12 protein-coding genes are annotated in these 12,137 nt (G+C 69.9%); 1 reads left to right on the top strand and 11 read right to left on the bottom strand.

Annotated elements, in window-relative coordinates; genetic code table 11:
• Window positions 1-10 precede the first annotated feature (10 nt).
• Complete coding sequence (locus tag HUA78_RS20780) at window positions 11-442, bottom strand: DUF6069 family protein (protein ID WP_174476986.1); 432 nt, start codon at window positions 440-442, stop codon at window positions 11-13.
• 23 nt (window positions 443-465) lie between these two features.
• A complete protein-coding gene (locus HUA78_RS20785) occupies window positions 466-1,314 on the bottom strand; it encodes an SDR family oxidoreductase (protein WP_174465451.1) in 849 nt (282 codons plus the stop codon).
• 117 nt (window positions 1,315-1,431) lie between these two features.
• On the opposite strand from HUA78_RS20785, the gene HUA78_RS20790 reads away from it, so the two are divergent.
• Complete coding sequence (locus HUA78_RS20790) at window positions 1,432-2,061, top strand: TetR family transcriptional regulator (protein ID WP_174476987.1); 630 nt, start codon at window positions 1,432-1,434, stop codon at window positions 2,059-2,061.
• 80 nt (window positions 2,062-2,141) lie between these two features.
• Here HUA78_RS20790 and HUA78_RS20795 read toward each other — a convergent pair whose 3' ends face one another.
• The 9 genes from HUA78_RS20795 to HUA78_RS20835 all read right to left on the bottom strand — a co-directional run bounded on the left by HUA78_RS20795 (window position 2,142) and on the right by HUA78_RS20835 (window position 12,087).
• Window positions 2,142-3,206 (bottom strand): DUF3103 domain-containing protein, encoded by a 1,065-nt coding sequence (locus HUA78_RS20795; RefSeq protein ID WP_254623816.1) that lies wholly within the window; start codon window positions 3,204-3,206, stop codon window positions 2,142-2,144.
• A 302-nt stretch (window positions 3,207-3,508) separates the two neighbouring features.
• The gene (locus HUA78_RS20800) at window positions 3,509-4,519 is read right to left on the bottom strand and encodes a sulfotransferase family protein (RefSeq protein ID WP_174476989.1); all 1,011 of its coding nucleotides are present in this window, start codon (window positions 4,517-4,519) and stop codon (window positions 3,509-3,511) included.
• On the bottom strand, window positions 4,516-4,722 hold the full coding sequence (locus HUA78_RS46560) for a Nif11-like leader peptide family natural product precursor (RefSeq protein ID WP_174462462.1): 207 nt from the start codon (window positions 4,720-4,722) through the stop codon (window positions 4,516-4,518). Before HUA78_RS46560 ends, HUA78_RS20800 begins: the two co-directional genes overlap by 4 nt.
• Window positions 4,712-5,320, bottom strand: coding sequence for an aspartyl/asparaginyl beta-hydroxylase domain-containing protein (locus HUA78_RS20810; RefSeq protein WP_174462461.1), 609 nt, complete (start codon window positions 5,318-5,320; stop codon window positions 4,712-4,714). Before HUA78_RS20810 ends, HUA78_RS46560 begins: the two co-directional genes overlap by 11 nt.
• Window positions 5,321-5,351: 31 nt before the next feature.
• Window positions 5,352-7,145, bottom strand: a complete 1,794-nt coding sequence (locus HUA78_RS20815; RefSeq protein WP_174476990.1) for a diguanylate cyclase domain-containing protein — start codon at window positions 7,143-7,145, stop codon at window positions 5,352-5,354.
• An 87-nt stretch (window positions 7,146-7,232) separates the two neighbouring features.
• Window positions 7,233-8,660, bottom strand: coding sequence for a CHASE2 domain-containing protein (locus HUA78_RS20820; RefSeq protein ID WP_174476991.1), 1,428 nt, complete (start codon window positions 8,658-8,660; stop codon window positions 7,233-7,235).
• A 9-nt stretch (window positions 8,661-8,669) separates the two neighbouring features.
• The gene (locus HUA78_RS20825; RefSeq protein ID WP_174476992.1) at window positions 8,670-9,842 is read right to left on the bottom strand and encodes a FecR domain-containing protein; all 1,173 of its coding nucleotides are present in this window, start codon (window positions 9,840-9,842) and stop codon (window positions 8,670-8,672) included.
• A complete protein-coding gene (locus HUA78_RS20830; protein ID WP_174456746.1) occupies window positions 9,839-11,713 on the bottom strand; it encodes an OmpA family protein in 1,875 nt (624 codons plus the stop codon). The genes HUA78_RS20825 and HUA78_RS20830 overlap by 4 nt, the downstream gene beginning before the upstream one ends.
• Window positions 11,713-12,087 carry a response regulator gene (locus tag HUA78_RS20835; protein ID WP_141646148.1) on the bottom strand — a complete coding sequence of 125 codons (375 nt, stop codon included), beginning with the start codon at window positions 12,085-12,087 and terminating at the stop codon, window positions 11,713-11,715. The genes HUA78_RS20830 and HUA78_RS20835 overlap by 1 nt, the downstream gene beginning before the upstream one ends.
• Window positions 12,088-12,137: the final 50 nt, after the last annotated feature.

Genomic DNA, 12,137 nt, shown 5'->3' on the forward strand with positions numbered 1-12,137 from the left:
GGACGCTTCGCTACGGACGGGCCCGGGTGCGCCGCATTCCGAGCACGATGATGGCGAACATGCCGCCATGCTCCACCAGCAGGAACAGTCGCTCCCCGAGCGAGAACCCTGGCATGAACGGCAGCGTCAGCACGAAGACCGCGATGCTGATGCCCGTCCAGATGCGCAACCCTCGCGAGGACAATCGCTCCAGCAGGGTGAGCAGGCCCCAGGCGCTGAAGCCCGCGATGAGCGATGCGAAGAAGACAGGGCCCAGCAACAAGGGCTCTCGTTCCACGGCGCCGGGACCCGTGGGCACGGTGAGTCGCACGCCGAGCAGCCCGACGACGATGAGCCACTGGACGACCACGAAGCCGGTGGCGACCATCAGCACACGCAACCGCGAGAGGACAGACGACGACGTTCCCGCCCGTGAAGGCAGGCTCTGAGTGGGTTGAATCATGGGGGACCCTTGACGGCGTGGGTTCAGCGAAAGGACTCGGCGTGGTCCGCCAGGAACGCATCGAGCGTCCTCGGCTCCGTCCCGGTCAGGTCCTTGACGCCCGTGGCGAGCTGCGACGCCGCGCCCTTCGCGAAGGCCTCGAACATGCCTTTGAACGAGCCGAGCATGGCCTCCGGAAACCCTTGCGCGCGCATGTTCTCGATGACCTCGGAGACCGGACGGTCGACGTAGGCGACGGGCTTGCCGAGCCGCGCCGAGAGCTTCGCGGCGAACTCGTCGAACGTGAGCGCCTCCGGCCCCGTCAGCGAGTGCGCTCCGCTGTGAGGGGACGCGTGCGTGAGCTGCGCCACGGCGCTCCTCGCGATGTCGCCACTGTCGATGAACGCGATGCGACCCGTCCCGAACGCGCCGAAGAACCGCCCGCCGTTTCGGATGCTCTCCGCATTCCGGAGCAGGTTCTGCATGAAGTACGTGGGACGCAGCGCCGTCCAGCCCAGCCCGCTGGCTTCCAGGTACGCATCCGCCTCCCCATGCCATCGTCCGACGAGGAAGTCCGTCGTCGTGCTCGCGCCTCGCGTCGAGATGCGCACGACGTGCGAGACACCCGCCTGCTTCGCCGCGTCAATCACCGCGCGGTGCTGTCGCACCAGTCCTTCGCTCGGCGTGCCGTTCAGCAGGACCCGGTCCACGCCCTGGAGCGCGGCCCGGAGCGACTCGGGTGAATCGAAGTCGCCCACCACGAAGTCACCTCCCAACGACTCCCCCTTGCTCCTGTCCCGCACGAACGCCCGAAACGAGGCGTCGCGCGCACGCAACTGCTGAATGACCTGACTGCCAATGGAGCCCGTGGCTCCCGTGACGAGGATTTTCATGCGGACCTTCTCTGGTTGGAGTGTGATGAATATCTAGTGACGGAAAAGTTTCTGTCAATGTAAGTTGTGCCCAGGTTCGTTGCAGGGCCCCGGGCCCGGCGGTAGGGTCCCCGGCGGATGTCGAGTGAACTGGGGTTGCGAGAGCGCAAGAAGCTGGAGACGCGGCGGCTGCTCGCGGAGGTGGCCACGCGGCTGTTCGCGGAGCGCGGCTTCGACGCGGTGACGGTGGCGGACATCGCGGCGGCGGCCAACGTGTCGGACAAGACGGTGTTCAACTACTTCCCGACGAAGGAAGACCTGGTCCTCAACGGCCGTGAGGAGCACGAGTCCGAGCTGCTCCGCGCGGTGCGGGAGCGCTCCATCGAGGAACCCGTGCTCGCGGTGGTCCGTCGGCACACGCTGGCCATCGCGGAGCGGCTGAACGCGCTTCCCGCTGAGCGTCGCGCCGCGTTCCGCAAGGTCATCCAGAGCACCCCGAGCGTGCACACCCGCATCCGCCAGATGTCGCTCCAGTCCGAGGAGCAGCTCGCGCAGATTCTCGCGGAGCAGACGGGTGCGTCGGCGGGAGACCCGACTCCGCGCGTGGTGGCGAGCATCATCGGGGTGCTGACGCGACTGGCCTACGGCGTCGTAAGCGGGCCCCCCGGCAAGCGCAAGAGCCACGCGGAGACAACCGAGAGCATCGTCAACGCCTTCGAACTCTGTGAGCAGGGGCTGGCGGCGTACGGAGTCCGCACCCGGCCCTGAGCCTGTCTCCTGGTGAGGGGTCGAGTCGTTCTTCCTCGACCCCTCCGGGCGCCAGAGCGCCTCTCGTTGCCTACGTCCTGCTACTGGCCCGCGATTTCATACGGTCTCAGAGACACCACCGCGTTGCCGCGTGCTCCACCATGGTTGGTGTAGAAGTGGTTCTTCTCCACGGTGTAGTACGAATCAACGTAGTCGTCGTCGTTGCTGAACCATTCACTGGGCATGCGATCCACCAGTCCGCTGCCCAGGGCCACCAGGGCGGAGATCTCCGGATGGCCCAGGGCCGTCAGGATTTGACTCGCGATGGTGAACAGGTGGCTCACCAGCTCTTGATAGTTGGTGTTGTCGTCGTGCTCCATGAGGACGACGTTCGCCGCCGCCCAGCGGTAGCGGTCCCAGAAGATCAGGACCTGGTTGGGCGAGTAGGTCCGACCGTCTTTGTCCAGATAGGGCATGTCGACGATATCCAATTGCGGCTTGTCGCGGCTGGGGTCGACTCCATTGACGATGGCGTAGACCTCCGCGTCACCGGAGATCCAGGGCTCCTCGTCGTCGTTCAGGTAGATGCGGTCAAGCATCGTCACCGGCGTGCTGGTCGCCGCCGCGCTGACGGGCTGGAGCGGCATGGGACGCTGGCCGAGAGCCACGAGGCGCTCGCGCATCAGCTTGATGCCGGCGGCCAGGTCTCTCCGCGAGTCGATGTCCACCACCAACACCGGCTGTTCGGGCATGCGGTGCACGTCAAGGTGGTGCACGCCGCCAAGGCGGTCGAAGGCCTCGATGAATCGCCACTGGGAGTCATTCCCATCCGGCTCGTATGCATAGAGGGGTTCAACGCCACGCTTCAGCGCCGGCAGCATGGAAGCACTCGCGAGACGAATCTGCAGCAGGCTGTCGAGCTCGCGCTCCAGGCCCTTGCGCTGGCGGATGGTCAGGTCCGCTCGCCCCGCCACGGCCGTGACAGAGGAGGGGGCCGACACCGTGCTCAGCCATTGCTTCAAATCTACCGCCAGGTGCTCGCCACTCAAACGCGAGGCGAGGTCCCTTCGCAGCACCGAGTCCTGCTTCGCCAGCGTCAGCGCCAGCTCGCGTTTATCGGCGGCCAGCGACACGCTGATGCGTTCGCGCGACGCCGCTGAATTCAAGGCAGCGGCTTGAGCTTGGGAAGCTTCGCTCAGGCAGACGAGCAGCGCGACGACCATCCCTATCCGTTTCATTGGATTTTTCCGGTGGTTGAGTGGGGTGATGGGCCAGCGGCCGTATGCGCACGGCAAGTCTGTCCCAGATATAATTGAGCACGGCCCGCACTCCGAAGTCGAACGTCCTCTGGGCTTCGCCCGGTTCCGTTCTCTCTCGCACTTCGTCTGGACTTGTAGGTACAGACAGTGGTCAGCACACGACGACGCAGCAGGTCAAAGCTGGCATGGCCAGACATCTCCATCCCGGCTCATCCGCGTGCGGCGGCGTCGCGCAGGCGCTCGGCTTCGAGTGAGTCGTAGACCTCGTGGACCCATCGCTCGGCCATCGTGCGGGAGGTGTTGGAGACAGTCCGGGCCTTGTCCTCGGTGTCATCCGCGAACGGGAGCACGGGGTTTTTCGCGTCGCGCGCGGCGGCGGAGGCCAGCAGCCCTGCCTCGGTGGGCGTCGGCTGCAGACCGAAGAGGTCCACGAGCTGGGACACCGCGCTGTCCTGGAGCTGGCGGTAGTTCAACAGCCGCGCGGGCCCCTGCCGTTCTCGATAGGCCCGCAGCCCCGCATCACAGAGCCGCGCGAGCACCCGGGCCCCGTATTCCTCCAGCGAGAACTCCGCGAGTTGCCCTGACTCCAGTCCAACCCGCGCGGGCTCCAGGACTCCCGGCAGCATGTGCGCGCCCCGGTGCTTCTGGTGCGAGGCCATGACCTCCACCGGGTCCCGATAGAGGAACAGCCACGGCACGCCGGGAAACGCGCGCTGGAGCAGCGGCAACTCCAGCACGTGCCACGCGTCCAGCTTGAGGAAGACACCGTCCTCCTCGGGATGCCGCCGCTGACCGAGCGCGGCGACCACGGCGCGCAGCCACTCGATGCGTTGCTCGTCGGTGACGTGTCGAAGGCGCAGATGCAGGCGCAGGACGACATCCACGGGACTCGCCTCGGACAGCACGATGTGACGAGGCAGTGAGGCCAGGAGCTGCGCGAGCAACGTCGAGCCACAGCGGGACATGTGGAAGACGAGGCCCTTGACGGGCAACCCCGGCCGCGCGGCTTGTCGCGCCACCAGCGTCTCCAGCGAAGTCTGGTGCCGGAAGAGCAGGGCGAACGGATGGCGAAGCCTTCGCTCCAGCGTCTCGTCGAAGAACGGGTCCGTGAAGCGCCTGTCGCCCAGGTGGCACCAGTCGACGCGAGGCGCCTCCCCATCCACATGGATGCGCGCGGGAATCCACCCGTCCAGTCGCGCGTCGGCCGGTGCGAGGCTCATACCCAATCTCCGAGCCAGCTCCGGCGCGCGTCCCTCATCAGGTCGCGAAGCTCCTCCGCGGTGAAGTGACAACCGTGCTCCGCGCCCAGTCGTGTCGCCAGGGCGAGGAAGGCCGGCACATCCATCCGAGCTCGCAGTGCCTCCTGGAGTGAGACGTCCTCCAGGACGCGCTGGCGGAAGCGCTCGAAGTCCTCAATCGACACGGACGCCGCCCTCGCCACCAGGTGCCATGGCCCGAGCGAAGACCTCGCGGAGCCAGTCATCCACCACGCAGTCGAGCACCAGGTGCACGCGGTCCGTGTCCCCGAAGTTGTCCACGCGGTGGGGGAGGTTGAAGTTCAGGTACCAGCACTCGCCGGGCCGCAGGTCCACGCGCTGGCCCGCGAGCACGAAGGCCACGTCGGGATGCGTGACGATGGGGATGTGCAGGCGCACCTCGCCATCCTCGAAGCCCAGGTTGTAGTCCGTGTGCTCGCGGATGTGCGCCCGTGCGGCGAGCTTCAACAGTCGCGCGGAGCCGATGGGACACTGAAACGCCGCGAGCGCCTCGCGAAAGGCCGGGCAGCGCGCGAGCAGCGGCGTGTCCTCGTAACTCTGTCGCGCGGTGGGGTCGGGGTACAGCCGTCCCTCCATTCCGCCCACGGAACGCAGGGGCACGCCGCTCCAGTCGCCCTCGTAGTACCGGGTATTGAAGTGCGGCACCCAGGTCTCCGCTGGCAAACGTGCCAGCTCCTCCTGGAGCCGCACCGCATCGAAGGCGAGGGGCAGTCGGAGTCGGTCGGGCACAGGTGAAGGAGCCATGAGACCCGGTTCTACACCGTTCCCCTGTCCGTCAGCCCGTGCGGGTCCGGGCGCGGTGGTCGGCCTTGGCGCGGGAAAGGGCCGCATGCGCTCGGGCGAGCGTCTCCCGGGGGTCTTCTTCACCCTCGACGGCCACGGCCGCGCCATGGAACTCGAAGGACTCCAGCTCCTCGTGGAGCTGTGCGCGCAGGGCTTCCGTGGCCCGGGCATCCTGACCCGGCAGCGCCACCAGCAGCGTGCCGCCCTCCCATCGCACCGCGAAACCGGACGGCACGCCCACGTCTTCCAGGCGTCGAGCCACGTCGCGCAGCGCGTTGTCTCCCGCGTCGAAGCCGTGCCGGAGATTGAGCCGCCCCAGACCCACCAGGTCCACCAGGAGCACCCCACAGGGCACGCCGTCCCGTCGGCAGCGACCAATCTCCCGCAGCAGGCGCTCTTCGCCCACGCGCCGGGTGGCCAGCCCCGTCAGCGGGTCCACGCGCAACATCCGCTCCCGCTCGTCCTTGGGCGAGACTCCACCCAGCTCGGAGAGCGTCAGGAGCTGCGCGGTGCCGCCCGGAATGGGGAACGGGCGCGCCACCCAGCGAATCCGGCGTGGACGTGGGTGCTCCAGGGCCAGCGTCAGGTGCAGCCCTCGGGATGACTCGGACGCCAGGTCGAGCAGCAGCGAGCGGCCCGACGGGTCCGCCGTCAGCTTCGCCACGTGCTGGCGGAAGTCGTCGAACGTCAGCTTCGGAATGCCCTCCAGCGGCAGGCCGAGCATCTCCGACAGCGCGGCGTTGCCCGCGAAGGGCTGACGCCCCGGCGCCACCAGCAACGTCGCCACATCGAGCGCCTGGATGGCGTCTCGGATTTGCGCCAGCGCGGCGACCTCCGAACGCGAGGGCTCCTGTCGCGAGCGACCCAAATCCCTCGCCTCCATCCGCGCGCGGGACCTCAGCTCCAGGTCGCCCGCCACGCGCCGGGCCAGCTCCCGCAGCGCCGCCAGGTCCTCGGTGCCGAGCACCAGGGGCCGCGTGTCGATGACACACAGCGTGCCCAACACCTCGCCACCAGGCGTCACCAGCGGCGCGCCCGCGTAGCTGCCGACGATGCCGTCGCGCACCAGCGGGTTGTCCCGAAACACAGGGTGGCGCGTGGCGTCCGGAACGACCAGGGACTCGCGGCCCATCACCACGTGGTGACAGAAGGCCCAATCCCTCGGCGTTCCCCTGTCCCGCGCGAGCGCGTGCGGCAGCCCCACATGCGCCTTGAACCACTGGCGATCACCCAGCACCAGCGTCAGCAACGCCACGGGCACGGCGAAGGCCTGGGCCACCTCGGTGACCAGCTCCTGGAGCTCCGCCTCGGGTGGGCCTTCATCCACCAGTCGCATCGCCTCGATGCGCGCCAGCCGCTGGTGCTCCTCGTCCGGGGTATTCTCCGTGGGCGTGGGGGGCAGGGGGCGTTGTCCCGCGAGCACGCGTCGCACGGTGTCTCGCACCGTCTCCGCGGGCGCGCGGCGGCTCAGCAGCGAATGGATGCCCAGGGCGTCCTTGAGCTGCCACGCTCGCACGCGCAGCTCGTCGAAGGCGGTGACCACGACGACCTGCGTGCCCTCCGCGTCCTGTCGCTCACGCAGCCAGGTCAGCAGCGTGAACCCGTCCACTCGCGGCAGCGCCAGGTCCGTGAGGAGCAGGGCGGGCGCGCTGCGCTGGCGCACCACCTCCTGCGCCTCCGCGCCATCCCGGGCCAGCACGCCTTCGAGCCCCTCGCCAGCGACGAGGGCGAGCAGGCCAGCGGCTCGGTGGGGGTCGGGCTCGGCGATGAGGGCGTAGCGGGCCATGTCCCGTGGATGCTGCCACGGATGCACGCGGGCGGGTTACAGGGCTGAACCTGGCGGGTTGCTCGGGTGACGCTCAAGGGCAGGGCCCTACCGGGGGTCGCCCGGCGTCACGGAGGTGCCCGGGGAGGATTGGGGGTAGCGCACGAAGAGCCGGCGCAGCGCTCCCCGCTGACGCCCCAGTTCCTCCGTGCGCGCCGCCGAGTCCACCAGCAACATCAGCCCCAGTCCCACGCACGCGGGTATCAGCGGCAACACCCAGCCGAAGTCCGCCGCGAGCCAGCCCACCAGCGCGACGTGCACCCCGGTGAGCCCCAGCGCGGTGCGAGCCACGGCGCCCAGCGTGCGCGCGCGTCGGCAGCGCCAGCCGAAGACCAGCAGCAACGCGGCCGTCTCCAGCAGGCCCGTGAGGGCCACGATTCCCGAGGAGCGCATCAGGCGGTCCGCGCGCAGGTTGTCCAGCGCGAACGCGTGAATCTCCACGCCCGGCACCGCCACCTGACCCGGGAGCGTGCTCTGTCCGTGGAGTCCCGTCGCCGTGACTCCCACGAAGAGCGTCTTTCCGCGCAGCGCCAGGTCCAGTCCCACCGAGCGCGGATCCGCCTGGAGCACATCCGCCAGACTCACCCGGGGAAGCCAGTCCGGCGCGGGCAGGCGCATCAGCGGCGCGCCGTGGTCGAGGGTCGCCCGGCGCTGCAGGGACTCGCCCTGCTCGGGCATCAGTCGCAGCGCGGTCGCCAGGGCCAGGGACGGCCAGACGTGCTCGCCCACGCCGACGGCGTAGGGATAGCGGCGGATGACGCCATCCGCGTCCACCAGCATGTTCAACATGCCGCTGCCCTGTGCCGCCATCCGCAGCGGGGCAATGCTGCCGGCGACCTCTCGGGCCTGGAGCCGCAGCGAGCCCACGGGCAGCGGCAGCGGCGAACCGAGCGCTCCGTCCGCGAGTGGCGGCATCAGCGACACGTCCTCGGTGAGCGCGGCGGCGCCCAGGATGACGCCGCCGTTCTCCGCGAGCGCCTCCGCCAGCCGGGCATCTCCGTCCTGCGCATGCAGCCGCGCTTCCAGGTCCTTCACCAGGGCCGCGCCCGCGGGCTGGTCCGCGAGGCCCGACTCTCGCAGCGCCGCCAGCATGTCCTCCCCCAGCTCCAGCGCATCGCGCGAGCCGGGCTGGTCGAACACCACGTCCACCGCCACCGCCGCGGGACGCTGGGCCGCCAGCGCGCGGAAGGCCCGGGCCCACGTCACGCGCGACAGCGGCCAGCGCTCGCCTAGCGCGGACAGGGCCCGGTCATCCACCTCCACCAGCACCAGGTCCGCGCTCCGAGGGACTCCAGGCAGGAGCCGGCTCACGGCCTGGTCATACAGCGCGCGTTCGAACAGCCCCGGCGCGCCACCCGTCACCGCCGTCACTCCGGCCAGCGCCAGACCCACCACGGCCGCCAGTCCGCGCATGAGCGGCGGGGAAGGGCGAGGCAGGCGCGGGCCTCGCGCGGGCGTCTCGGGGCTCGGGCTCATTCGAAAGTCTCAGGGCCGGAGGTCGAAGGCGAAAATCTTCGACGGGAAGCCGATGAAGCCATCCGCGTCCACCGGCAGCACGCGCCAGAACCACTTGCCCGCGAGGCCCGCCGGCACGGCGAACTCCTGGGCCGGGGACTCGAACGTGCGCACGCCCGCGGCGAAGTCCGCCGTCCGTCCCAGCTCCACGCGGTACGTCTTCGCGCCCGGCACGGTGAACCACTCCAGCTTCGGCGCCGTGGTGAAGCTCCCACCGCGCGGTCCGTTCAGCAGGGGCGCGGCGAGCAGCGGTCGGGGCGGCTCCGGCGCGGCTCCGGGCAGCACGCGAGAGCCCTGGCCTCCGGCCACCTCGACTTCGCCCTTCTCCGCGCCCAGCGCCACCTTGCCTTCGAGCGTCTCCAGGCGACTGCCGCCGTCCTCCTGCGCCGACACCCGGAACTGCGTGCCTCTCACGCCGGCCACCGCGCCTCGCGTGCGCACCTCGAACACGGAGCCGTCGCCCCCGGGCGCGGCGAGGGTCTCCACGGAGCCGCGCATCAGCTCCAGGCGCACCACCCGCTTCGCGTTGGCCCCCAGCTCGATGGCCCCCAGGCGCAGCATGCTGTCGGACAGCACGCGCACCCGGCTCGCATCGGCCAGTTCCAGCTCCGCGCTCGCGTCCTTGCTCGTGTGGAACAGCTCACCGGTGTAGAGCGAGTCACCGACGCCACGGGGGCGAAGCTCGTCGGGAGCGGCGCCCGCGGAGACCTCACCGCTGGCCGCGCGCACCCGGGCCACCCGAGGCTGCGTGGGACGCTCGACGTACGCGAGCTGGAGCTGACCCGGCTCGCCCGGTACCGCGGGAGGCGCCACCGCGGAGACGCGCGTGCGTGACACGCCCGCCGACACCAGGATGTCCGCCGCGGCCTTCGCCACCGCGAGCCCCTGACCGTCCAGCCGCTCCGCGTCGGGCAGCCGCGCGGCCACCGTCACCGCGCGAATGGCGGGACGTGCCGCGAGCGCCTCCGCGACGTGCTTCAAGCAGGCTTCCGTCGAGGGCCCCTTCGGCTCCAGCTTGCGCCCCATCTCCACGCGGCCGTTGACGAAGCGCAGGCCGCCGCAAGGAGCTTCCGCCGTGTCCTGGGCCCGGGCCTGGAAGGCCGCGAGCGCGAACACCATCAGGCAGGGAAGGGTCCGGGTCATGGCGTGGCCTCTTGTGCCGAGGGCTCGGCGGTCTTCACGATGTTGAACTCGACGCGGCGGTTGTTCTCACGACCGCGCGTCGTCGCATTGCTGTCCACTGGCTTCGTCTCGCCGTAGCCCATTGCCTCCAGGCGCTCCGGCGCGATGCCGGCCTTCAGCAGGAACTCCCGCACGTTGTTCGCGCGGCGCTGGGACAGGTCCAGGTTGCTCGTGTCCGAGCCCTGGTCGTCCGTGTGTCCCTCCACGCGCAACCGCTCCAACTGCGGGTTCGCCTTGAGCACCGAGGACACCTGCGCCAGCAGGCTGAAGGACTTGGGCAGGATGACGTCCTTGCCGGTGGCGAAGTAGACCTTCTCCAGGATGACGATGCGCGAGCCTTCCAGCCGCACGCTCGCCTTGCCCTTGTCGGGGCACCCATCCTCGTCCTTCACTCCGTTGATGGCCTCTGCCTCCAGCGGACAGGCATCCACCGCGTCCGGTACGCCGTCGCGGTCATTGTCCGCATCCGGGCAGCCGTCCGTGTCCTCGAAGCCGTCCATGTCCTCGGGCTCCGAGGGGCAGCGGTCCTCCGTGTCGATGAGGCCGTCTCCATCCGAGTCCACCGGCGCGGGCGCCAGCGTCAACGGAGCGCCAGGCGTCGCGGCGGAGGGCTCGGTCGTCGAGGGTGTGTTCGGGTCCTGCTCATCCGGGCACCCGTCCTCGTCCTGATAGCCGTTGAAGGTCTCCGGCTCACCGGGGCACACGTCCGGTCCATCGAGGATGCCATCGCTGTCGTCGTCTGGATCCAGGCAGTCGTCGTCGTCCTGGAAGCCATCGAAGTCCTCGGGCCCCAGCGCGCACTGTCGCGAGGGCGTGGCGGCCGGTGGCGAGGCCGTCCAGGCCAGTCCTCCGAGCACGCGGAAGCCCGGCGTGCCGTAGCCCCGCGTGAGTCCCGGGCCCGCGCCCAGGTGCGCCGCCAGCTCCTCGGTGAAGCGGTACTTCACCGCGCCGAGCGCCTCCAACGGACGCTCCTCGGCGTTCGTCTCTTTCAGCCCCAGCGCGCCGGACAGGGTGGCCGCCACCGACAGCGCCTGGGTGAGCGGCACCTCCGCGCCCACGCCATACGAGAACTCGTTGCCCACGCGCAGGTTGCGCAGCTGCTGCTCGCCGCGCAGATTCACTCCCACGTTGGCCAGCAGGCGCAGCGAGTCTCCGGCCCACTCGGCCACGAGCCTCGGCTGGAAGGTCAGCCCCTTGGTGCCCAGGAAGTCGGAGCCGCCCCCCGTGGGCAGCGTCACCGGCGCGACGAGGGCCAGGTGCAGGCCGCCTTCCGTCGACAACAGCCGGACCTTCGGCACCAGTCGCAGGTCACCCACGCCCGTGCCGGCGGCGCCATCCGCCAGCGTGGGCGAGATGGCCGTTGCGGGCTGTGACGTCGTCGTGGAGACGGGGAGCGTCACACCCAGCTCCAGCCGGTCGAACAGCGCCACCGCGCCCATCAAGTCCAGCGTGAGCTGGCTGTCGACGATGCGGTAGACGAACTCGTCGCGGCGAGGATCCAACAGGTTGAGCGGGTTCTCCCCGTAGTTGACCGACAGCCCCACGTTCCATTCGAGGTGCTTGCCCACGCGCGCGCCATGCAGCCCCAGCACGTCGTAGGCGCCAGGGCCCGGCTTGTACTGCTGCACGTCGATGGCCTGCGAGGCCTGCGCCTGCGCCCGGGCCGTGCTCGCTGTCAGCAGCAGGGCGCCCAACAGCGCGAGGACGGTGGGCCCTCGGAGATACGCCGCGTGGCGCGCCAGGGTCCTCGAACTCCGTCCACACGACGCGGGACGAGGTGGGTGGGATTGCACTCGCATGTCCCGACGGTGCCAGAAGGGAACGGCCCACATCAACGGGCCGCCAACAATTCAGAGACGTGCCGAGCCAGCGAGGGCAGGGGCTGAGGCTTGGGCAGCACCAGGTCCACTCCCAGCTCCCGGGCCCGCGCCGTCAGCTCCGGCGACGCGAAGGCCGTGAGCAACACCACCCGGGTGTCGGGTGTGTAACGGCGCACGAAGTCCGCCAGCACCAGGCCTTCCTCGGACTGCGTTCCGCTCAGCCGCAGGTCGCTGATGACCAGGTCATAGCGGCCCGTCGTCATCAGCCCCAGCGCCTCGTCCAGCGCCTGCGCCGAGTCCACCCGGTACCCCGCGCTCGCGAAGAACTGTCCCAACACCCAGCACAGCGCGGATTCGTCGTCGACGATGAGGAGGTTCTGGGACACGCGCCGGCCGTGAGCAAGTCAGGGGCCAGGGGTCCTTCTCACCCGGGCCC

Origin of the sequence: Myxococcus sp. CA033, assembly GCF_013336625.1 — a bacterium.
GTDB lineage: Bacteria > Myxococcota > Myxococcia > Myxococcales > Myxococcaceae > Myxococcus > Myxococcus llanfairpwllgwyngyllgogerychwyrndrobwllllantysiliogogogochensis.